This window comes from Mitsuaria sp. BK037, assembly GCF_014193045.1.
Lineage (GTDB): Bacteria > Pseudomonadota > Gammaproteobacteria > Burkholderiales > Burkholderiaceae_C > Roseateles.
The window spans coordinates 1,544,147-1,567,653 of record NZ_JACHYS010000001.1; the positions used below are offsets into that span (position 1 = coordinate 1,544,147).

Annotated in this window: 14 protein-coding genes; 8 read left to right on the forward strand and 6 right to left on the reverse strand. The window is 71.3% G+C overall.

Features of this window, described 5'->3' with window-relative positions; genetic code table 11:
- Window positions 1-22: 22 nt before the first annotated feature.
- From FHT37_RS06435 to FHT37_RS06460, 6 genes are all read right to left on the reverse strand, one after another.
- The gene (locus FHT37_RS06435) at window positions 23-2,719 is read right to left on the reverse strand and encodes a TonB-dependent receptor (RefSeq protein WP_221210966.1); all 2,697 of its coding nucleotides are present in this window, start codon (window positions 2,717-2,719) and stop codon (window positions 23-25) included.
- Between the two features lie 115 nt (window positions 2,720-2,834).
- Window positions 2,835-3,908: an ABC transporter ATP-binding protein gene (locus FHT37_RS06440; protein ID WP_183479595.1), complete on the reverse strand. Its 1,074-nt coding sequence runs from the start codon at window positions 3,906-3,908 to the stop codon at window positions 2,835-2,837.
- A complete protein-coding gene (locus FHT37_RS06445; RefSeq protein WP_255489506.1) occupies window positions 3,901-5,304 on the reverse strand; it encodes a GH1 family beta-glucosidase in 1,404 nt (467 codons plus the stop codon). Before FHT37_RS06445 ends, FHT37_RS06440 begins: the two co-directional genes overlap by 8 nt.
- 105 nt (window positions 5,305-5,409) lie before the next feature.
- Entirely contained in the window at window positions 5,410-6,297 is an 888-nt protein-coding gene (locus tag FHT37_RS06450) for a carbohydrate ABC transporter permease (RefSeq protein ID WP_255489507.1), read from the reverse strand.
- A gap of 19 nt (window positions 6,298-6,316) precedes the next feature.
- Complete coding sequence (locus FHT37_RS06455) at window positions 6,317-7,255, reverse strand: carbohydrate ABC transporter permease (protein ID WP_255489508.1); 939 nt, start codon at window positions 7,253-7,255, stop codon at window positions 6,317-6,319.
- Between the two features lie 53 nt (window positions 7,256-7,308).
- Window positions 7,309-8,565 (reverse strand): ABC transporter substrate-binding protein, encoded by a 1,257-nt coding sequence (locus tag FHT37_RS06460; RefSeq protein WP_091724648.1) that lies wholly within the window; start codon window positions 8,563-8,565, stop codon window positions 7,309-7,311.
- A gap of 236 nt (window positions 8,566-8,801) precedes the next feature.
- Between FHT37_RS06460 and FHT37_RS06465 the strand changes: the two genes are divergently transcribed.
- The 8 genes from FHT37_RS06465 to FHT37_RS06500 all read left to right on the forward strand — a co-directional run bounded on the left by FHT37_RS06465 (window position 8,802) and on the right by FHT37_RS06500 (window position 23,443).
- Entirely contained in the window at window positions 8,802-9,848 is a 1,047-nt protein-coding gene (locus FHT37_RS06465; protein ID WP_183479599.1) for a LacI family DNA-binding transcriptional regulator, read from the forward strand.
- A 283-nt stretch (window positions 9,849-10,131) separates the two neighbouring features.
- A complete protein-coding gene (locus FHT37_RS06470; protein WP_310739719.1) occupies window positions 10,132-11,169 on the forward strand; it encodes a LacI family DNA-binding transcriptional regulator in 1,038 nt (345 codons plus the stop codon).
- 232 nt (window positions 11,170-11,401) lie between these two features.
- Window positions 11,402-13,939 carry a sialidase family protein gene (locus FHT37_RS06475; protein WP_221210967.1) on the forward strand — a complete coding sequence of 846 codons (2,538 nt, stop codon included), beginning with the start codon at window positions 11,402-11,404 and terminating at the stop codon, window positions 13,937-13,939.
- Between the two features lie 38 nt (window positions 13,940-13,977).
- Window positions 13,978-15,885, forward strand: coding sequence for a glycoside hydrolase family 97 protein (locus tag FHT37_RS06480; protein WP_183479601.1), 1,908 nt, complete (start codon window positions 13,978-13,980; stop codon window positions 15,883-15,885).
- A 46-nt stretch (window positions 15,886-15,931) separates the two neighbouring features.
- A complete protein-coding gene (locus FHT37_RS06485) occupies window positions 15,932-18,949 on the forward strand; it encodes a TIM-barrel domain-containing protein (RefSeq protein ID WP_221210968.1) in 3,018 nt (1,005 codons plus the stop codon).
- Entirely contained in the window at window positions 18,946-20,898 is a 1,953-nt protein-coding gene (locus tag FHT37_RS06490) for a sialate O-acetylesterase (RefSeq protein ID WP_183479603.1), read from the forward strand. Before FHT37_RS06485 ends, FHT37_RS06490 begins: the two co-directional genes overlap by 4 nt.
- 77 nt (window positions 20,899-20,975) lie before the next feature.
- The gene (locus FHT37_RS06495) at window positions 20,976-22,184 is read left to right on the forward strand and encodes a glycoside hydrolase family 27 protein (RefSeq protein ID WP_183479605.1); all 1,209 of its coding nucleotides are present in this window, start codon (window positions 20,976-20,978) and stop codon (window positions 22,182-22,184) included.
- A 101-nt stretch (window positions 22,185-22,285) separates the two neighbouring features.
- Complete coding sequence (locus tag FHT37_RS06500) at window positions 22,286-23,443, forward strand: SLC13 family permease (RefSeq protein ID WP_183479606.1); 1,158 nt, start codon at window positions 22,286-22,288, stop codon at window positions 23,441-23,443.
- Window positions 23,444-23,507 lie beyond the last annotated feature (64 nt).

Sequence of the window (23,507 nt, forward strand, 5' to 3'; positions counted from 1 at the left end):
TGTCTCCTTGGTTCTTGGGTTCTCAGAAGTCCGCGCGCACCCGCAGGCCGTAGCTGCGCGCGTCGTTGAGGAAGCGCACGTTGAGGCTGGAGCCCACCAGTGCCTTGGTCGAGGCCTGCTCGTTCGTCACGTTGGCCGCGAAGGCCTCGATGCGATAGCGGTTGAGCGTGTAGCCCACGCCCAGGTTCAGCGTCGCGAAGCCCTTCTGGCGGTCCGGGAAACCGGCCGCCAGCGCGCTGGTGCGGGCGCCCGCCAGGGTCACCACGTCCAGCTCGTTGTACTGGGTCAGGTAGTAGGACGAGCGGTAGCTCAGCAGCGCCTGCCAGTCGAAGCGGCCTGAGCCCAGCGCGAAGGCCTGCTGCAGCCGCGCCGACACGCTGACCTTGGAGGCCAGCGGCAACTGGTTGCCGGCCAGGCTGATCTGCGGCGCCTTGCCGCCCTGGCCGTAGTCGATGGCGCGCGCGTCGGCCACCACCGCATTGCGGATCTTCGTCTGCAGCAGCACCGCGTTCAGGTCCAGCGAGAAGCCGGCCGGCAGCGGCATGCGCAGCTCGCCTTCCAGCCCGTACAGCCGCGACGCACCGATGTTGCGGTTCACCAGCGAGTAGCCGTTGCAGGTGTTGGGCGTGACCTCGGTGTTGACCTTGATGCAGCTCAGGTCCTGGAAGACCTGGTTCTTGTAGTCGTAGTAGAAGCCCGAGAGATTGACCACCGAGCGGCGCCCCATCAGCTCGATCACGTTGCGCGAGCCGACCTCGAGCACACTGAGCTTCTCCGGGCCGTAGACCTCGGGGATCGGCGAGGTGGCGAAGGTGTCGTTGAAGCCGCCGGCCTTGTGCCCGGTCGAGAACTTCGCGTAGACCATCGCGTCGCGGCCCAGGTCGTGCTCGACGCCGACGCGGAAGTCGTTGTACTGCGCGCTGCTGCTGCCGTACTGCTGGGTCGGCAGGTCCCACGAGTTCACGTAGGAGAAGCCGCCATTGGTCGTCGCCGGGTTGGTGCGCGGGCAGGACAGGCGGCCATTGCCGTTGACATCGGGCCGGTCGATGCAGGCGCCGTTGGGGTTGGAGCCATCGGCCACCGGTCCGAGCTGCTGGCCGACCAGGTCGCGGCGTCCCGGCACCAGGAAGGTCTGGAGGATGAACTGGGCCCGCTGCGCATCGGTCGTGATCTGGCTCATGTCGAAGTTGGGGCGCGACAGCAGCGCGGGCTGGAAGCCGTCCGTGCCCCAGCGCGTGGCGTAGCAGCAGTCGTAGTTCTCGCCGCCCAGCACCACGCCCAGGTTGCCGCCGATGCCGTAGCGCGACTTGCTCTCCTTGGTCCGCCGGAAGCCGGCGAGCGCGCGCCAGTCCGGCGTGACCTTGTAGGTCGCATCCAGATAGGCCGCGGTGGACTTGCCGCGCACGTCGGGCATGGTGAACTCGCTGCCCCAGTAGCAGCAGCCGCCATCGGCCAGCGACAGGTAGCCCACGCCCTGCTTCTCCTTGAAGTGGAAGAGCCCGGTGGTCCATTGCAGCGGCGACTGGCCGTCGTTGGAGCGCAGCACCAGCTCGTAGACATTGCTCTTGGACAGCGTCTGCCAGTACTGCGTCGAGTAGTTGTCGTAGTTGACCGCCGACAGGTCGCGGCCCGGCCAGTCGATGCCGTCGGACTGGCCGTTGCGCTGCCAGAAGTCCACCGAGCGCCGGCTGGCGTTGAACTCGGCGCTGACCGGGCCGAGGTCGGCCTCGACCTTGCCCAGCAGGCCCCACAGGTCGTTGCGCATGTCGCCCTGCGCGCCGCGGTACACGACGTGGCGCAGGTCCAGGTCTTCCGCGCGCAGACCGCTGGCGGTCACCGCGCTGAAGATGTTGGCGCCGGGATAACCGGTGCCGCGCTCGCGGCCCGTGTCGGCCACGACGCTGAAGCGCAGCGCCTCGGTCGGCTCCCAGCGCGCGGACAGGCGCAGCGCGCGGTTGTTCTCCTGGCCGGCCGGCTTGAGCTGGCTCGCCACCGGGTCGGTCGACACGTTGGTGAAGCCGTAGTCCTTGGTGCTCTGGTAGCCGGCGATGCGGATCGCGGCGTCGGAGCCGATGGGCACGTTGACCGCTGCCTCGGCGCCATGGCCGCTGCGGTTGGAGACCTCGCCCTGCGCGTAGCCGGAGAACTGGTTCAGGCGCGGCTGCGCGGTGATGATGTTCAGCGTGCCGGCCAGCGCGTTGCGGCCATACAGCGTGCCTTGCGGGCCCTTGTTCACCTCGACCCGCTCCAGGTCGTAGAACATCAGCCCAAGCCCGCGTGGGCGCGGGATGTAGACGCCGTTCAGGTGCGGCGCCGCGCCCGGATCGCCGAGCTCGGTGTTGTTGGCCGAGCCGACGCCGCGGATGAAGATCTCGACGTTGCCTTCCTGGTTGGCGATGCTCAGGCCCGGCACCGCGGCCTGGAGCTGGCGCACCTCGGTGATGCCGTCCTTGCGCAGCTGGTCGCCGCTGACGGACTGCACCACGCCGGAGACCTTCTGCGCCGTCTCCAGCCGCCGGTTGGAGGTGACGGTGACGGTCTCGAGGCGGCTGGAATCGGCGGCGGGCTGCTCGTCCGCGCGCGGGGTCTCGGGCGCGGCCTGCGCCAGGGCATGGCCGTGGCACACGGCCAGCGCGGCGGCCATCACGAGCGGGATGGCGAAGGGATGGGCGGGCGTGGACGGCGACGCGGGTTGGCGGGGGGCTTGTCTCTTTGTCATTGTTGTCCTCTGGCGGGAGTAAGGGGTTGCGGGTGGCGCGGGCCTCGGGCCCAGGGCGCGGGTGGAACTGCGTTGGCGGGAAAAACGTGAGAGGGGAAATGGGCCGGGTCGCCGATCAGGCGGCGATCGCGTGGCCCTCGGCATCGAAGAAATGCACGCGCTCTGTCCGGATGCGCAGGCCGACGGCATCGCCGGCGCGCGGTGGCGGTGAATCGGGGGCCAGGCGCACCGCGATCAGCGGCTGGTCCGGCGCCCAGCGGGCATGCGCGATCACGGTGTCGCCCAGGTGCTCGATCACCTCGATCGAGGCGGGCAGGCCCTGCTCCGGCGCGCTCAGCGCGATGTCGTTGGCGCGCACGCCCAGCGTCATCGGGCGACGAGCCGACGCACCGGTCTGCGGCACGCGCACGCCGGCCCGCGACAGGCCCTCGTCCGGGCTGGCCGACATGGCGGGCACGGTCAGGAAATTCATCGTGGGGGTGCCGAGGAAGCCGGCCACGAAGCGGCTCGCCGGCTGCTCGAACAGCGCCAGCGGCGTACCGACCTGCTCGACGCGGCCCGCGTTGAAGAGCGCGATGCGGTCGCCCAGCGTCATGGCCTCGACCTGGTCATGGGTCACGTAGATCATGGTCGTGCCCAGCTCGCGATGCAGGCGCGCCAGCTCCAGGCGCATCTGCACGCGCAAGGCGGCATCGAGGTTGGACAGCGGCTCGTCGAACAGGAAGACCGAGGGCCGGCGCACGATCGCGCGGCCAATGGCCACGCGCTGGCGCTGGCCGCCGGAGAGCTCGCGCGGCCGGCGCTGCAGCAGCGGGCCGATCTGCAGGATCTCCGCGACCTGGCCCACGCGCTCGCGCACCTCGGCGCGCGGCAGGCCGGACATCTTGAGCGCGAAGCCCATGTTCTGCTCGACGGTCATGTGCGGGTACAGCGCATAGCTCTGGAACACCATCGCCACGCCGCGCTGCGAGGCGTCGAGCGCGGCCACGCTGCGTCCGCCGATGCGGACATCGCCGTCGTCGATGTCCTCGAGCCCCGCGATCATGCGCAGCAGCGTCGACTTGCCGCAGCCGGACGGGCCGACGAACACGGTGAACTCGCCATCGGCGATGTCCAGGTCGATGCCCTTGAGCACCTCGACGCCGCCGCTGTAGCGCTTGCGCAGGCCGCGCAACTGCACGTCAGCCATGGACGGGCTCCTGCGCCGGCGCGGCCGCGTGGCGGCGCGCCTCGGCGATCGTGGCGCTGTACCAGTGCGCGCTGTCCTTCAGCGTGCGTTGCTGCGTCGCGTAGTCGACATGGACCAGGCCGAAGCGCTTGGCATACCCCGAGTCCCACTCGTAGTTGTCCATCAGGCTCCAGTAGAAGTAGCCGCGGATGTCGACGCCGGCGGCCTTGGCCTGCGCCAGCGCCTCGAGGTGGCGGCGCACGTAGTCGATGCGCGCGTGGTCGGGCACGCGGCCGTGGTCGAGCGTGTCGGCGTTGGCCATGCCGTTCTCGGTGATGAAGATGGGCGGCAGGTCCGGGTACTGCGCCTTCAGGCCGACGAGCAGCTCGCGCAGGCCGTCGGGGTAGATCTCCCAGCCCATGTCGGTGGCGCCCAGCGCCATCGGCGGCGGCACCGGCGGCTCGTCGCGGCTGGCCCAGATGCGGGCGTAGTAGTTGATGCCGAGGAAGTCCAGCGGCGCCTGGATGAGCGCCATGTCGCCGTCCTGGACCTGCGGGTAGTGGGCGATGCCGGCATCCTGCGGATAGCGCCCCTGGAACAGCGGATCCATGTACCAGCGCACGAAGCGCGCGTACTCGGTGGCGGCCGCGGCCTGGTCGGCGGCGCTCGCGGTCGCCGCGGTCACGCTGGACTGGTTCAGCACGATGCCCAGCGGGCAGGCGGTGCCGCTGGCCCGCATCGCGCTCATTGCCAGGCCGTGCGACAGCAGCAGGTGGTGCGAGACCTGCGCGGCCAGTTGTGGGTCGCGCTCGCCTGGCGCGAACTTGCCGATCTCATGGCCCAGCACCGCGGTGCACCAGGGCTCGTTGTGGGTCGCCAGCGAGGCCAGCCGGTCGCCGAGCCGCCGCGCGATCGCGTCGGCATAGATCGCGAAGTGGAAGGCGGTGTCGCGATTGCCCCAGCCGCCGCGATCCTGCAAAGCCTGCGGCAGGTCCCAGTGATACAGCGTCGCGTGCGGTGCGATGCCGCGCTCGAGCAGCTCATCGACGAGACGGTCGTAGAAGTCCAGGCCGCGCTCGTTGAAGAGCCCCTGCCCCAGCGGCTGCACGCGCGGCCAGGCGATGGAGAAGCGGTAGGCATCGACGCCCAGGCCCGCGATCATCGCGACGTCATCCTTCCAGCGGCGGTAGTGGTCGCAGGCGACGGCGCCGCTCTCGCCATTGACGGTGCGGCCGGGCTGGCTCGCGAAGGTGTCCCAGATCGACGGGCCGCGACCGTCGACATCGACGGCGCCCTCGATCTGGTAGGCGCTGGTCGCGACGCCCCAGGTGAAGGCATCGCCCAGCTGACGCAGCGCGGCGGCGGAGAGACGGTCGGAAGCGGTGAAGCGGTCGGTCATGGAAGGGGTCGGGCTCATGAGGGCTGGAAGGCTGGAGGGCTTGAAAGCGGGAGGAACGGGATGAGGCGTTGAGGCGCTGAGGCGTTGAGGCGTTGATTCGGTGGGAGACGGAGCGCGTCGCGGCTACTTGACCGCGCCGGCGGTGAGGCCGTCGATCAGGCGCCGCGAGGCGACGACGAACAGCAGCAGCAGCGGCAGCACCGCGACCGCGGCGCCGGCGCACAGCGCGCCCCAAGGCGTCTGTCCGCTGCCCTGCAGGGCGCGCAGCGCCAGCGGCACGGTGTAGAGGTCCATGTCGCGGATCACCACGAGCGGCCCCATGAAGTTGTTCCACGAGCCGATGAAGGTGATCAGCCCGAGCGTGCCCAGCGCCGGCAGCGTCAGCGGCAGCACGATGCGCCAGAAGATGCCGAACTCGCCGCAGCCGTCCAGCCGTGCGGCGTCGACGAGCTCGCGCGGCACCGTGCTGCCGATGTACTGCCGCATCATGAAGATGCCCAGCGCGCCGCAGGCGCCCGGCACGATCAGGGCCTTGTGCTCGTTCAGCCAGCCCAGCCAGGCCATCGTCAGCACGGTCGGCACCATGCCGAGGAAACCGGGCAGCAGCATGGTGGCCAGCACCAGGCCGAAGAGCCGGTCCCGTCCCGGGAAGTCCAGCAGCGCGAAGGCATGGCCCGCCAGCGAGCACAGCAGCAGGTTCAGCACCGTGACGGCCCCGGCCACGTAAAAGCTCCAGCCCAGGTTGCGCCAGAAGAAGGGCAGCCGGTCCAGTAGCAGCGTCAGGTTGTCGCCCAGGGCGTCGCCGAACCACAGCGGCGGCGGCACCGAGAGGATCTCCGCGTTGGTGTGGGTCGCGAAGACCATCATCAGGTAGAAGGGCGCGAACATCAGCAGCGCGCCGGCAAGCACGATGGCATGGCCGATCACGCGCGCCGAGGGCATCGGCCGCCAACGGGCGCCGAGGCGGGCGGGCCGGTCCGGTCCGGCATGGAGGGGAAGCAGGGTCGACATTGGAGGTGTCCTTGCCGCGTCAGCGCTGGCGGCCGAGCAGCCGGTTGTTGAGCCAGGTGGCGGCGGCGATCAGCAGGAAGAGCAGCCACGCGATCGCGGAGGCGGTGCCGAAGTCGCCGTCGGTGAAGGCGACCGAGTACAGGTGCATGGCCACGGTCTTGCCGGCCTGGCCCGAGCCGCCGGTGCCGCTGGTCAGGATGAAGGGCTCCTCGAACAGCTGCAGGCTGCCGATGATGGCCAGCGTCACCGCGAAGAAGATCATCGGCCGCAGCTGCGGCAGCACGAGGTGCAGGAAGGTCTGGCGCTCGCTGACGCCATCCACGCGCGCCGCCTCGAAGAGGTCGCGCGGCAGCGTCTGGATGGCCGAGAGGTAGAGCACCGTGTTCCAGCCGACGTAGCGCCAGAACACCACGATCGCGATCATCCAGCGCGTGTTCTCAGCCTGGTCCCAGTCGATCGGCGTGGACGGGAACAAGGCGCCGAGCAGCGGCAGCTCATGCAGGCCCAGCAGCGCCGCGTTGATCGCGCCGAAGTCCTTGGAGAACAGCGCCGAGAAGACCAGCGACACCGCGACGGTCGAGGTGATGAAGGGCAGGAAATAGAGCCCCACCACGCCGTTGCGCCAGCGCCGGAAGGCGGTGTGCAGGTAATAGGCCAGCGGCAGCGCGACCAGGTGCTGCGGCACGCAGCCCACCACGGCCAGCCACAGCGTGTTGAAGAGCGAGGCGCGCAGGCCGTCGTCACGGGTGAGCGCGTACAGGTAGTTGTCCAGGCCGACCCACTGCATCGCGCCCAGCCCGGCGGCGACGTCCCAGCTGTGCAGCGACAGCACGATGGAGAACAGCAGCGGGAACAGGCCGAAGGCCGCGAACAGCACGAAGAACGGGCTGATGAAGAGGTAAGGCATCCAGCGGCGCGGAATGCGCAGCCGGTGCGGCCAGGTGAGGCGAAGGCTCATGCGGGGGCTCATGCAAGGGCTCGTGGGCGAGGTTCCAGGGAAAGCGCGGCGGGTCAGGCGCGTCGGCGCACGCGGCGCTCGACGGTGGCGCGCGCGTCAGCCAGCGCCTGGTCGATGCCCTTGCGATGCAGCAGCACCTGGTCGAGTTCGTTGCGTACGACCTCGTCGGCCACGGCGTCATGGCGGTCGATCGTGATCGCCGGAATCCGGCGCGCCATGTCCCGCCACTGCAGGCGCGCCGCCTCCCCGCCCAGGAAGTCGATGGGCTCGGACAGGAAGCCGTCGTCCTGCGCGGACAGCAGCACCGGGAAGGCGTCGAGCGAGCGGAAGGCGGCCACCTGCTGGTCCCGGTCCAGGGCCAGCAACTGCAGCAGGTCCCAGGCCAGCGCCTTCTGCTGCGAGTGCACCGGGATCGCGTAGAAGGAGCCGCCCCAGGCCGCCGCCGCGCCCTCGGGCAAGGGCGCGGACCGCCAGAGCCCGGCCGTCTCCGGCGCGATCCACCGCTTCAGGTGGCCGCCCAGCCAGCAGCCCATCATCTGCGTCGCGATGGCCCCGCGGCGGAAGCCTTCGGACCATTCATTGCTCCAGGCGCGCACCCGCGCGTCGATGCCGGCATCGCGCGCCTGCAGGGCCAGTTCGAAGGCGCGGCGGAAACGCGCCGTCTGCACCTGGCTGCGCCCCTGCGGATCGAAGAACACCCCCTCCCCGTCGGCCAGACCGGCGCGGATGCGGATGTCCTTGAGGTCCTGCGCATGCGCGACCAGGTAGGCGCCGGTGCGGGCCCGCAGCGTCCGGCCGGCCTCGATGAAACCTGACCACGAGTGCGTGAGATCGGTTTCAAGCAGCCCGGCGCGCGCCAGCAGGTCGTGCCGGTAGAACAGCGCGCCGGGACCGGTGTCCACCGGCAGTGCCTTGATCTCGCCCCGGCGGTTGACGCCGGCGCGCCAGGCGTAACCAGGGAAGCGGGCGGCTTGGCCACCCGCGAGATACGGGGCGCGCGACAGATCCTCCAATCCGGCCGAGTCGACGAACTTGCCCAAGAAATCCATATCAAGGGCGATCAGGTCGGGCAGCGCGGCGCCGGCCGCGAGGGCCGTCGTCATCGCGGTGTGGTGGTCCTTGTGCGACAGCGTCACCACGTTGACCGCCACGCCGGGGTGGCGCCGGGCGAAGGCCGGGAGGGCCAGTTTCAGCGCCCGATCGAGGTCGGGATAGCTCGCGACGGTGATCCGGGCCGGCGCGGCCCGTGCTCCACCGGCGGCGGCGCAGGACAGCAGCATCAAGGCCTCTCGGCGCCTCAGCGATCTCATGGTTCTTCCTGTTGTCGACGATCCGACGCCTCGGATCGCAGCCTTGTCTCGTTGGCTTGAAATCGAATTCACGCAGTCTGCCTGCACGGGAATTGCGTTGTCAACGTTGTCATCGCACGAATCGACGCTCTTGAGGGAAGTCCCCTAGGGCGACATGCGATGGCTGTCTCGCGGACGCTGCGAAATCGTTATCATGCGCCGTTCCCGTCACAGGGCGCCCGTGGCGCTCCCTCTTCATGGATCCGAGCCCTTCCCTCACCCGCCCGAAATCCGAGCCGGCCACGGTGCAGGACGTCGCCCGGCTGGCCGGCGTCTCGCCCGCCACGGTCTCGCGCATCCTCACCGGCTCGGCCCGCGTGGCCGAGGACAAGCGGCGCGCCGTCGAGGCGGCGATCCAGAAGCTGAAGTTCCGCCCCAACCTGTCGGCGCGCGGGCTGCGCAGCGGCTCCACGCACACCATCGGCGTGCTGACGCAGGAGCTCGAGAGCCCCTACTTCGCCAACGCGGTCAAGGGCGTCGACGAAGGCCTGACCGGCAGCGGCTACACGCCAATCGTGGTGCCGGGCCACTGGAATCCGGACGAGGAGTCGGAGCGGGTCGCGCTGCTGACGGCGCGCAAGGTCGATGCCCTGATCGTGCTGGGCGGGCGGCTGGGCGACGCCCGGCTCGCCGAGCTGGCCCAGCAGCTGCCGGTGGCGATCATCGGCCGGCGCACGGACGCGGCGGGCGTCTTCTCCTTCTCCCAGGACCAGGTCGAAGGGGCGCGGCTGGCCACGGCCCACCTGATCGCGCTGGGGCATCGCCGCATCGCCCACATCGCCGGGCCCTCCAACCAGGTCGACGGCCAGGAACGCAAGGAAGGCTTCATGCTGGCCCATCGCCAGGCCGGGCTGAGCGTCGATCCGGCGCTGATCGTCGAGGGCGACTTCATGGAAACCGGCGGCATCGCCGCGATGGAAACGCTGCTGGGCGCCGGCCATGGGTTCACCGCGGTGTTCTGCGCCAACGACCAGTCCCTGTGGGGCGCCAAGCTGGTGCTGCACCGCCGCGGCATGCGAGTGCCTGAAGACCTGTCGCTGGTCGGCTTCGACGACCTGCCGCAATCGAAGTACATGACGCCGCCCGTCACCGCCGTGCGCCAGCACACCTTCGCGATGGGGCTGGCGGCGGCCTGGGCGCTGCTGAACGCCCTGGGCCGCGAGATGGACGAGCCGGCGCCGACGGTCCCGGCCATCCACCTCGAGGTGCGCGAGACCACCGGCCCCTGCCACGAACCGGCCTGATCGGGCACCCCGCGGCCAGGCGGGCGATACGCGGTCCGGGGGCGGCAGGCGATGGAGGGCCGGTGCTACAGTCCGCGGCCTCGCGCCGTCACGACTTCGCCTCCGCTCCTCCGTGCCAGCCTCGCCGCCAAAACCGCCCGCCAAGCCGCCTGCCAAGGCGTCGAAGGCCCCCAAGGCGCCCTCCAAAGCACCCCTCAAAGCGCCGGCCCCACCGCCTGCCGAGGCGGTCGCTTCGCCGGCCCCATCGACCCGTCGCCGCAGCGACGCGCCGACGCTGGCGGATGTGGCGCGCGCGGCCGGCGTGTCGGGGATGGCGGCCTCGTCCGCGCTCAACGGTGGTCGCCGCGGCTCGGCGCGGGTCTCGGCCGAAACCCGTGAACGCGTCCTGGCCGCGGCCGAGCGGCTCCAGTACCGGCCCAACGCCACGGCCCGCGCGCTGGCCAGCCAGCGCACGAATGCGATCGGTTTCGTCGCCAACTTCGAGAGCGAGGAGCCCAACCTCTATGTCCTGGAGGTGTTCACCGGCGTCATCCATGGCGCGACCGCCGCCGGCCAGACCGCGGTGGTCTTCACCCTGGGCGACTGGGCGGAGGCTCGCGCCCGCCTCCCGGCCCTGTGCGACGGCCGCGTCGACGGGCTGGTCCTGCTCGGCCCGCGCCTGCCGGACGACCACGCCAGCTGGCTGCCGCAGCACACGCCGATGGTCTCGGTCCACGCCGACCGCCCCCTCGCCGGCGTAGCCAACCTGGAAACCGACGACGAGGCCGGCGCTTACGACGTGGTGCGCGAGTTGCTCGCGCGCGGCCATCGCCGCATCCTCCACGTGGGCGGCCCGGAGGCCTTCGCCGGCGCCAACCGGCGGGTCGACGGCTATCTGCGCGCCCATGCCGAGGCCGGCGTGAAGCCCGCCGCCGGCCACCTGATCCGGGCGCCGCTGACCATCGACGGCGGACGCGACGCGATCGAGGCCTGGCTGCGCCGCCACCGCGGGCGGCCCTTGCCCGACGCGGTCTTCGGCTGCAACGACGCCATCGCGTTCGGCTGCATCGAGGCGCTGCGCGCGCGCGGCCTGCGCATCCCGGAGGACATCTCCGTCGTCGGCTACGACCACACCTTGATGGCCCGCTCGGTGCAGATGGCCACGATGCGGCAGCCGCTGCACGACATGGGGCGCCGCGCGGTCGAGCTGCTGGTGGAACGGATCGACGCGATGCGCCGCAACAAGCCCCTGCCCGCTCCCGGCCACCTGGTGCTGCCGACCGAACTCGTTGCCGGCGTCACGCTGGGGGCGCCGCGACGCGAGCGCCTGGCGATCTCCTGACGCGCGCTTGACGGACGCCTGAGGTCGTGCCTCGTCACCGTGCCCCGCGCTGGTGCGTCGCACCGTCCCGGTGAGGTCTTTCCCCTAGATAGTTCATTCAATACACAAACTAACATCGCGTCGCCTTGATTTAGCGGAATATCACGCGCCCACAACAGGGCCGTAACCAGATTCCATCAAGCTCGCGCCCGGAGGAGACAACCGGCCGGGCCCGTTGCTGAAAGGTCGACCGATGAGATTGCGATCCTCCCCCCTGCTGCTGGCCCTGGCGGCCGCCGGCGTGTCCACCGCCATGGCGCAGACCTGCACGCCGACGCCGATCAAGCCCTTCGTGAATGTCGGCGGCAGCTGGTCGGCGACGGCCTCGGCCACGCTCAAGACCGGCAGCTCGGCCGTGCTGGGGCCGCAGCCGGTCTCGGGCGGCAGCTGGAGCTGGACCGGCTGTGGCACCGTCGGCGCCTCCCGCGAGCAGACCATTCAGCCCGCCGCGGCCTGCACCGCCACGGCCACGCACACCAACGCCTGCGGCGCCAAGAGCCAGCAGGCGTTCTCGATCAAGGTCGGCACCTGGGCCAGCGCCAAGTTCGGCGGCGGCGGTTATGTCACCGGCCTGGTCTTCCATCCGAGCGCCCGGGACCTGCTCTACGCGCGCACCGACGTCGGCGGCGCCTACCGCTGGGACGCCGGCTCGTCGTCCTGGATCCCGATCAACGACGGCTTCACCGCGGCCGAGGGCTTCCATCACGGCGTTGAAAGCATCGCCCTGGATCCCACCAACGACCAGCGCGTCTACATGGTCACCGGCATGTCGGCCTCGGCGGACGCGACCGCGCGGCTGTACATCTCCAACAACCGCGGCGGTAGCTGGGCCTTCTTCAACCTGCCGTTCTCGGCGGGCGGCAACAACAACGGCCGGGCGATCGGCGAGCGCTTGTCGGTCGACCCCAACAATCCGTCGATCCTCTTCTACGGTTCGCGCACGGCGGGCCTGTGGAGGAGCGTGAACTCCGGCCGCACCTGGGCCCAGGTGAGCGGGCTGTCGTCGACAAAGCTCACCGCCGACCAGATCAACAATCTGGGCGGCCAGGTCATGGGCGTCGAGCACCTGGTGTTCGACACCTCGACCAAGGGCAGCGGCTCGCCGACGCGGACCCTGTGGGCCGCCATCGCGCCGGACTACGTCAACGCGGCCGGCCTGGGGTCCAACCTCTACAAGTCGGTCGACGGCGGCGCCACCTGGGCGCCGGTCGCGACGCCGGTGTCCGGCTTCCACATCCCCCACATCGTGCGCACCGCCGACGGCGCGCTGTACCTGCTCTTCACCAAGGGCGCCGGCCCGGGCGACGCCGGCCCCGCGCGGCTCTACAGGTACGACGCCAGCAACGCCAACACCTGGACGCTGCTCAACAGCAACGATGGCGCCGGCTACGGCGGCCTGTCGGTCCTCGGCACCGGCGCCACGGCGCGCATCGCGCTGGGCGTGAGCGGCACCTGGGGCAACTACAGCGGCCAGCAGGTGGTGCAGCTGTCCGACGACGGCGGCCGCAACTGGCGCGAGATCGCGGCCACCATGCCGCACACACCGGCCAGCGACGGCTTCTCCGGCTGGATCGACGACGTGGAGATCGATCCCTTCAACCGCGATCGCGTGCTGCATGTCTTCGGCGGCGGCATCTGGGAGACGCGCAACGCGTCCTCGTCCACACCGAGCTGGAACTTCGCGGTCAACGGCCTGGAAGAGACCTGCACGCTGAGCCTGGCCACGCCGCCGGCGGGCGCCTCCTACACGCTGATCAACAACTCGGGCGATGTCGGCACCTGGGTCCACACCGACCTCGGCACGACACCGACGCTGAGCCCGTACAAGCAGTGGAGCAACGGCAACTCCGCCGACATGGCCTGGTCCGACCCCAACTACATCGCCAACGCCAACGTCACCAGCACCGCGAGCGGCCATGTCGGGACCGGCTACTGGTCCGGCGACGGCGGCCGCAGCTGGGCACCGTTCGCGCGTCTGCCCGCGGGCGCCGCGGCCAACATCAACCAGGCGTCCAACCTGGCCGTGCTGGCGCGCAACCGCGTCGTCTGGGCGCCGGCCGATTCGGTGCCCTCCTACACCACCGACAACGGCAACAGCTGGACGGCCACCAACCTGCCGGCGCTCACCGTCGTCGGCGGCGTGCCGCGCAGCTATCGCCTGGTGGCCGACCGCAGGAACGCCAACAAGGTCTATGCCTACGACTCGGGCGGCGCGTGGTGGACCTACACCCCGGCCAAGGTCTACGTCTCGACGGACGGCGGCCGGACCTTCGCGCTGAGCCAAGGCTCGGTGGCCGCCAACATGCGCTTCGCGCCGTGGGGCGCGTCGTCGATGGCGGTGAACCCGAACGCCGAAGGCGACCTGTGGGTGGCCGACGGCCTGGCCGTCTACCACTCGTTGGACTCGGGCGCGAGCTGGACCAAGGTGGGCGCGTTCTCGCCCATCTGGGGCGGCCGGCAGGACTGGCTCGGGCCTGAAGTGGCGGGCGCCAGCATCGTCGCGCTGGGCAAGGCCAAGCCGGGCTCGAGCTACTCGGCGGCCGTCTACGTGGTGGGCGTGATCAACGGCGTGTGGGGCGTCTGGCGTTCGGACGATGCCGGCGCCACCTGGGTACGCCACAACGACGACGCCCACCAGTACGCCGGCCTCGGCGTGATGGCGGCCGACCAAGGCCTCTACGGACGGATCTACGCCGGCGGCAGCTGCCGCGGCGTGGTGTACAGCAACTGACCAACGGGCCCGGCGACGGGCCCCTTCCCTTTCTCCGCATGAAGATCATCACCCCCATCGCCGCGGCCGTCCTGGCCCTGGGCGCGTCCGGTGCCCAGGCGGCGGACGCCCTGCTCTCGTCGCCCGACGGGCGCATCACGCTGCGCATCGCCGACGACGCCAGCCGCTTCAGCATCAGCCGCAAGGGCGAGACGGTCATCGCCGACTCGCCGCTGGGACTGGCGCTCGACGGCCAGCCGCCGCTCGGCGCGCTGACGCTGGAGTTGCGCCAGGACACGCGGGAGGACCGCGTCATCCCGCTCGTCGCGACCAAGGCGGCCACGGCGCGCGACCACTACCTCGGCACGACGCTGACCTTCCGGGAAGCGGGCGGCGGACGGCGCCTCTTCATCGATGCGCGCGCCTATGACGAGGGCGTGGCCTTCCGCTACCGGCTCGAGGGCCAGGGCCCGGTGCGACTGAAGGATGAGCGCACGGCCTTCGTGCCGGCCGGCGATCCGGCCTGCCTCGTCACCCCGGTGGAAGGCGCGCATGAACTGCCCTTCGAGCGGCTGCGGATCTCCGAGCTCAAGCGCGATGCGGGTTACGACGTGCCGGTGGTCTGCGCCACGCCCTCGGGCCGCACGCATTACGCCATCACGCAGGCGCACCTGGAGGGCTACACCGGCGCCTCGCTGTGGCGCGACGGTGCCGCGCTGCGCGTGCGCCTGTCCGGCGTGCCCAAGCGCGAGGGGCCGGCCTATGTCTCCAGCGCCGGCCTGACGACCGCGTGGCGCGCCGTCATGATGGCGGACCGCGCCGGCCAGCTGATCGAGTCGCAGCTGGTGGGCAACCTCAACCCGCCGCCGCGGGGCGACTTCAGCTGGGTCAAGGCCGGCAAGACCTCCTGGGACTGGTGGTCCGGGCCGCTCGAGGGCGTCAAGCCCGACCTGGCCGCCTACAAGCGCTTCATCGACTTCGCGGCGGAATCGGGCTTCCCCTACCACCTGATGGACGCTGGCTGGGCCTTCGGCACCGGACCGTGCTGCGATCCGCTGCCCACCACCGACATCACCCGCGCGGCCGACGGCATCGACATGCCGGCCCTGGTGCGCTACGCCGCCGACAAGGGCGTGGGCCTGCTGCTGTGGGTGCACTGGGAGCACCTGGCGCCGCGGATGGACGAGGTGCTGGACACCTACGCGCGCTGGGGCATCAAGGGCATCAAGGTCGACTTCATGAACCGGGACGACCAGGACATGGTCGCCTTCTACCAGCGCGTGGCCGAAGCCACCGCCAAACGCCACCTGCTGCTGGACCTGCACGGTGCCTACGTGCCCGCCGGGCTGCAGCGGACCTATCCCAACTTCATCACCCAGGAAGGCGTGCTGGGCGCGGAGTGGAACAAGATGGACCGGCGCATCACGCCGCGGCACAACCTGATGCTGCCCTACACCCGGATGCTGGCCGGCCCGATGGACTACACGCCCGGCGGCTTCCGCAACGCCACGCCGCGGGACTTCGAGGTGCGCGCCTCGATGCCGCTGACGCAGACGACCCGCGGCCAGGCGCTGGCCATGTACGTGGTCTACGACAGCCCGCTGCAGATGGTCTCCGACGACCCGTCCAACTACCGCGGCGAGACCGGCTTCGACTTCGTGCGCCGCGTGCCCGCGGCCTGGGACGAGACCCGCTTCCTCGCCGGCGAGCCCGGCGAGGACATCGTGCTGGCGCGGCGCAGCGGCAAGGCCTGGTACCTCGGCGCGATGACGTCGGAACGCGCCCGCACTGAAAAGGTCCCGCTCCGCTTCCTGCCACCCGGCCGGTGGCGCGCGACGATCTGGCAGGACGGCGAGGTCGTGCGCGAGGTCCGTCGCAGCACGCGCAGCGTGACGAACGCCGATGTGCTGACGCTGTCGCTGGCCGCGGCCGGCGGCGCCGCCGTGATCCTGGAGCCGGCGCCGTGAGGACGCGCGCGTTCACGCCCGCCCACGCCAAGGAGGACGCACTGACATGAGACGCCGCGATGTGTTCGGGCTGATGGCGCTGGCCTCGGCCGGCCCGCTGGCTACCGCAGCGAGTGCCGCCAGTGCCGCGACGAACGCGGCGCTGCTGCCCTCCGCGCTCGATGCCGCGGGGCAGTTGCGCGCGCTGCCAATGGACGGGCCGGCGGACGGCTTCCACTGGCGGCGTGTCGCGGAGGGTGTGCAGTTCCGCGTCGACAGCCTGACCAAGGCCGTGCTGTTCTACGGCCCGGGCCTGGTACGGATCACCGCGCACCTAGGCGCGGCGCATACCGCGCAGCCCAGCCTGGTGGTCGTGGCCAAGCCCAGGCCCGTGGCCCTCGAGGTCCGCGAGGAGGCGGACACGCTGCGCGTGGTCGCGCCCGGCGTGCAGGTCCTCGTGGACAAGCACAGTGGCGCGCTGACCTTCCTCGACGGCGCGGGCCGCCTGCTGACCCGGGAGCGCGAGCGCGCGCCCACCGAGCTGCAGCAGGTCGAGATCGCCGGCAGTCCCAGCTATGCGCTCGCCCAGCACTTCAGCCTCACGCCGGACGAGTCGCTGTACGGCCTGGGCCAGTACAACGAGCCCTACATGGACTACCGCGGCCGCGAGGTCCTGATGGTGCAGACCAACATCGGCATCGTCGTGCCGTTCATGGTGTCGACGCGCCGCTGGGGCCTGCTGTGGGACGTCTACTCGAAGATGAGCTTCAGCGACCGGCCGCAGGGCGCGACCTTCCGCGCGGAGAGCGCGCCCGCCGGGGCTGATTACTACCTCGTGGCCGGCACCGACATGGACGGCGTGATCGCCGGTTACCGGCAGCTGACCGGCGCCGCGCCGATGTTCCCCAAGTCCGCGTTCGGGCTCTTCATGAGCAAGGAGCGCTACCAGACTCAGCAGCAGTTGCTGGACGTGGTGCGGCACTTCCGCGCCGACGGCTTCCCGCTCGACACCATCGTTCAGGACTGGCAGTACTGGGGCGGCGAGAAGGACGGGGTCTGGGACGGCAAGTGGAGCGGCATGGTCTGGGACCGCGAGCGCTTCCCCGATCCGGCCGCGATGACGCGCGAATTGCACGGGCCGCTGCACACGCGGCTGATGGTGTCGATCTGGCCGTCGGTGGGCAACGACACGGCGCTGGCCCGTGAGCTCGACGCGCAGCACCTGCGCTTCGAGCCACTGCACTGGATCTCCAAGCGCGCGCGGATCTACGACGCCTTCAGCCCCGCCGGGCGGCGCATCTACTTCAAGCACGTCAAGCAGGGCCTGCTGGACGTCGGCGTGGACGCGCTGTGGATGGACGGCACCGAGGTCGAGGTCGGCGGCGCGGCGCACGATCCGGCCGAGGTCGAGGCCGACATCAAGCGCCTGGGCCGCAACGCGATGGGCGACTTCACGCGCTACCTGAACGTCTACAGCCTGCTGACCACGCGCGGCGTCTACGAAGGCCAGCGCGCCGCGGGCCCCTCGGGCCGGCGCGTGTTCACGCTGACGCGCTCGGCCTGGGCCGGCCAGCAGCGCTACGCCGCCCTGCCCTGGTCCGGCGACACCGAATCCAGCTGGGCCTCGCTGCGCGCGCAGATCGCCGGCGGGCTGAACGTCGCGATGGCCGGCCTGCCCTACTGGTCGCAGGACACCGGCGGCTTCTTCGTGAACTTCGCCGACGGCGAGCGCAATCCCGCCTGGCGCGAGCTCTACGCGCGCTGGAACCAGTTCGGCATCTTCAATCCGATCTACCGCATCCACGGCACCTCGGTCGAGCGCGAGCCCTACCTGTTCAAGACCCTGGACCCGGCGGTGTACGGCTCGCTGCGCCGCGCCGCCGAGCTGCGCTACCAGCTGCTGCCCTACCTCTACAGCCTGGCCTGGCGCGCCACGCAGGAGGGCACCCTGATGATGCGCGGCCTGGCGATGGACTTCCCGGACCAGGCCGCGCTGCGCAAGGTGGACGACACCTACATGTTCGGCCCGGCCTTCCTGGTGCAGCCGATCACGCGCCCGATGTTCCATGCGGTGCTGCCGCCGCCCGCGACCGTGCCGGCCGCGCAGCTGCGCACCCCGGACGGCCAGGGCGGCCTGCTGCTCGAGTACTTCGACGGCATGGACTTCGAGAAGCCGGCGAGCCGCACCGTCGACACGGTGATCGAGCATCGCTGGCCCGATCCGCCGCTGGGCAGCGTGCCGCCGGGGTTGAGCGGGCTGATGCGTTTCTCGGCGCGCTGGACGGGCGAGCTCATCGCCGCCGAAAGCGGCGATCACGAGATCGGCCTGGAGGGCGACGACGGCTTCCGCTTGTGGCTGGACGACGAACTGGTCGTCGACGACTGGAACCTCGGCCCTCCGCGCTTCAAGGGCCATCGCCTGACGCTGCGCGCCGGCCAGCGCCTGAAGCTGCGCATCGACTACTTCCAGGAGACGCGCGGCCGCTTGCTGCGCCTGGCCTGGCGCACGCCGACCCAGGCGCGCGAACTGGTCGAGATGCAGGGCCGGCTGGACCGCCGGCAGGAAACCCTGCTGCCGCAGGGCAGCGACTGGACGGACTTCTGGACCGGCCAGCGCCACGCCGGCGGCGGCCGCGTCGCGCGCGACTACGCACTGGACGAGTTCCCGCTCTTCGTGCGCGCCGGCGCCATCGTGCCCCTGGGGCCGGTGGTCGAGCACACCGGCCAGGACGCCGGCGCACCGTGGGAGATCCGCGTCTATCCCGGCGCCGACGGCCGCTTCGTCCTGTACGAGGACGACGGCGAGACCTACCGCTACGAGCGCGGCGAGCGCGCCACCGTCGCGCTGCGCTGGGACGATGCCCGCCGCACGCTGCACATCGGCGCCCGTCAGGGGCGCTTCCCCGGCCTGGTGACGCATCGCACGCTGCGGGTGCGCGTCATGGCCACCCCCGACCGGGTCGAGCAGACCCGCACCGTGCAGTACCAGGGTCGGGCCCTGGCTCTGTCCTTCGACTCCCGCATCGACTCCCGCATCGACTCCCGCGGCAACGCCCTCATCGATTCCCCTTCCTCCCGTCCATGAAGCAGACCGTCCTTCCCCTGATCCTGGCCTTGCTGGCCGCCACCGCCCAGGCCGAGGTGCGCCTGTCCGAGGTCTTCGGCGAGCACATGGTGCTGCAGCGCGACCGTCCCTTGCGCCTCTGGGGCCAGGCCACGCCCGGCCAGTCGCTGACCGTGACACTGGGCGGCCGCGAGGCCACCACCCGCGTGGGCGCCGATGGCCGCTGGCGCGTGCAGCTGGATCCGCTGCCGGCCGGTGGTCCGCACCGGCTGCAGGTGACCGGCGACCAGACCGTCACGCTGGAGGACATCCTAATCGGCGACGTCTGGCTGCTGGGCGGCCAGTCCAACATGGAATGGCCGCTGGCGCAGACCGACACCGGCCCGCAGGAGGTGGCGTCGCCGCAGGATGCGCGACTGCGCCAGCTGCGGGTGCCGCTGCGCGCCAGCGTGCGGCCGGAAGCGGAGATCGCGCCGGCGCCCTGGGTCGTCGCCGAGCCCGGACGCGTGGGCGAGTTCAGCGCGGTCGGCTACCACTTCGCCCGCCGGATGCAGGCGGTGCAAGGCATCCCGATCGGCCTCATCGCCACCGCCTGGGGCGGCTCCATGCTGGAGACCTGGATGAGCCGTGGCGCCGCCCTGCGCGACCCGGACCTGGCGCCGACGGTGCGGGCGCTGCCCGCGGACAACGCCGCCTTCAGCGCCGTGCTGGGGCAGCAGCTGCAGCGGCGGGTAGCGGCCTGGCAGCCCGGCCTGTCGCTCGCGGGGGTGGATGCCTCGGGCTGGAACGCGGCGGGCGACATCGACGCCAAGTGGCCCACGCTGCAGGCGCCGGGCGCGTGGGAAGGCCAGGGGCTGGCCGATGTCGACGGCGTCGTGTGGATGCGCAAGCGCGTCGAGCTGACCGCGGCGCAGGCGGCCGGCGCGGCCGAACTGCATCTGGCCAAGGTCGACGACTGCGACGAGGTCTGGATCAACGGCCAGCGCATCGGCGACCAATGCGGTTGGGAGCTGTCCCGGCGCTATGCCGTGCCCGCTGGCGTGCTGCGCGCGGGCGCCAACTGGATCGCCGTGCGCGTGACCGACAACGGCGGCGGCGGCGGCATCTACGGCGATGCCGCCGACCTGCGCCTGGACACGGCGGCAGGTCCGGTGACGCTGGTCGGTGCCTGGCGTGCCCGCGTCGAGAAGCTCGCGCCGGCGGCCGGCCCGGTCGCCAACAACGCGCCGGCGCTGGGCCACAACGGCCTGATCGCGCCGCTGCAGGGACTGTCGGTGCGTGGCGTGCTCTGGTACCAGGGCGAAGAAAACGCAGGACGCGCCGCGGCCTATGCCGACGGCTTCAAGCGCCTCATCCAGGACTGGCGCCAGCAGTTCGGGGACCCGGACCTGCCCTTCCTGTTCGTGCAGCTTGCCGCCTGGCGGCCGCTGGCCGACAACCGGCCCGACGGCAACGGCTTCGCCGAGCTGCGCGGCAGCCAGGCCGCCGCGCTCGCCCTGCCGCACACCGGCATGGCCACCGCGATCGACATCGGTGACGCCATCGACATCCATCCACGCAACAAGCGCACCGTGGGCGAGCGCCTGGCCGCCGTCGCGATGCATGAGCTGGGCCTGCGCGACGCGCCGGCCATGGGGCCGCGACTGATCGGTGGTCAGGCCCGCGGCGCCGAGTTCGAGCTGCGCTTCGACCGCACCGAAGGCGGGCTGCGCACCACGCGGGCCGGCGAGCCGCTGCGCGGCTTCTACCTGGCCGGCGCCGATCGCCGCTGGGCGCCGGCGCAGGCGCGCTTCGACGGCGATCGCATCGTGCTGCGCAGCGACGCGGTGGTGGCGCCGGTGGCGGCGCGTTACGCCTGGGTCGACAACCCCGGCGAGGCCAACATCGTCGGCGGCGACGGCCTGCCGCTGCCGCCGCTGCGCACCGACAACTGGCCGCTGGCCTCGGCCGGCCGCCGCTACGGGCGCTGAGCCGTCGCGCCCTGTCCGTCCCCATCGCCACGCGCGGGCCGTGCCCGCGCGATCCGTTTACTGAAAGGACCTTGTTCATGCCTCCCTTCCTCCGACGCGCCGCGCTGGCGCTCGTCGCCGTGATCGCCACGGCCGCGCTGCCCGCCCACGCCCACGAAACCCTCAAGCTCGACGCGCCCAAGCCCAATCTCGCGCCGACGCCGCCGATGGGCTGGAACTCCTGGAACAAGTTCGCCTGCAACGTCAGCGAGCAACTGATCCGGCAGCAGGCCGACGCGATGGCCGCCTCCGGCATGAAGGCCGCCGGCTACCAGTACATCGTCATCGACGACTGCTGGCAGAAGAGCCGCGACGCCGACGGCAACATCCAGGCCGACCCCGAGCGCTTCCCGTCGGGCATCAAGGCGCTGGCCGATTACGTCCATGCCAAGGGCCTCAAGTTCGGGCTCTATTCCGACGCCGGCTCGCTGACCTGCGGCGGCCGTCCCGGCAGCGCGGGCCATGAGTTCCAGGACGCGCGCCAGTACGCCCGCTGGGGCGTCGACTACCTCAAGTACGACTGGTGCCACACCGGCCCCCGCAACGCCGAGGCGGCCTACACCATCATGGCCAAGGCGCTGCGCGAATCGGGCCGCGACATCGTGCTGTCGATCTGCGAATGGGGCACCGATCATCCCGAGCGCTGGGGTCCCACCGTCGGCCACCTGTGGCGCACCACCGGCGACATCTTCGATGCGTGGTCCGGCAAGAAGGACTGGTCGCACGGCATGACCGACATCCTGGACATGCAGGTCGAGCGCGCCGCCCATGCCGGCCCCAACGCCTGGAACGACCCCGACATGCTGGAGGTCGGCAACGGCGGGATGACGACCACCGAGTACGAGTCCCACTTCTCGCTCTGGGCCATGCTGGCCGCGCCGCTGATCGCCGGCAACGACCTGTCGAAGATGGACGCGGACACGCTGCGCATCCTCACCAACGCCGACGTCATCGCCGTCGACCAGGACCCGCTGGGCCGGCAGGGACAGCGCATCTGGAAGCAGGGCGAGCTCGAGATCTGGTCGCGCCCGCTCCGGGGCGGCGACCTGGCGGTGGTGCTGTTCAACCGCGGCCAGGCCCCGGCCGCGATGCGCGTGGACTGGGCCCAGCTCAAGCTGCCGGTCGACCAGAAGGTCGACGTGAAGGACCTGTGGAGCAAGCGGGTCGCCAAGGGCGTGGCGGGCGGCTACGGCGGCACCGTCGCCTCGCACGGCGTGATCATGGTGCGGCTCACGCCCGCGCGCTGATCCGGCACCGCGAGGACGGGACGCGGGGGCGATCGCCGCCTCGTTCGTGCAGGACAATCGGCGGCTTTCGGCTCAGGCCACCCTTGCCCGTCCCACGCTTCATGACGATCTCCACGCCTCCGCCGCCCTCTCCTTCCCCTGCTCCCGCCGCTGCCGGCCCCGGCGACCACGACCTCGGCCCCGGCGGCAACAAGCTGCTGTGGTTCCTGCTGTTCGCGGCGGTGGTCTTCGCGGTGCTGCGGCCGATGTCGCCACAGGCCTGGCTGGGCCTGATCGACTGGCAGACGATGGGCGCCCTGACCGGCCTGCTGGCCATCACCCAGGGCGTGGAACGCAGCGGCGTGCTCCAGTCCGCCGCGCGCGCGCTGCTGGCCCGCACCGGCAGCGCCCGCCAGCTCGCCCTGCTGCTGTGCGCGGTCGCCGCGGCGCTGGCCGCGCTGGTCACCAACGACGTCAGCCTCTTCCTGCTGGTGCCGCTGACCCGCGAGCTGGCCGCCCAGGCGCACCTGCCGCTGGCGCGGCTGGTCGCGCTGGAGGCGCTGGCGGTCAACGCCGGCTCCTCGCTGACGCCGATCGGCAATCCGCAGAACCTCTATCTCTGGCACAAGTCCGGCGAGTCCTTCGGCGGCTTCATCGCGATGATGGCGCCCACCGTCGGCCTCATGCTGCTGTTGCTGGTGGCCACGATCCTGATCACCATGCCGCGCGCGCCGATCAAGCTGGCCGCGGACACGCGCCGCACGCCGACCCGGCCCGGGCTGCTCGCGCTGTCCGGCGCGCTGTTCGTGGGTTTCGTGCTGGCGCTGGAGCTGCACCAGTGGGCGCCGGCGCTCGCGGTGGTCCTGGCGATCTACGCGCTGTGGCACCGCCCGGTGCTGATGAAGCTGGACTGGGCGCTGCTCGCGACCTTCGCGCTGATGTTCGTGGTGCTGCACCAGCTGGCGGCCCTGCCGCAGGTGGCGGCGCTGCTGCGCGGGCTGCCGCTGGACCAGCCGATGGCGGCCTACCTGGCCGCCATCGGCGCCTCCCAGGTCATCAGCAACGTGCCGGCCACGCTGGTGCTGGCCGACGCGGTCCCCAACGTCGCCGTGCTGGCGATCGCGGTGAACGTCGGCGGCTTCGGCTTCGTGGCGGGCTCGATGGCCAACCTGATCGCGCTGCGGCTGGCCCGCGCGCCGGGCGCGCTCAAGGAGTTCCACCGCATCAGCCTGCCCTTCCTGGCCGTGTGCGCGCCGCTGGTGGCCTGGCTGGCGCTGTGACCGGATTGGCGTTTCCCCGACGCCCTCCGCCCATTCGTGGTGGGGACGCGCGCCCGCGCCGATG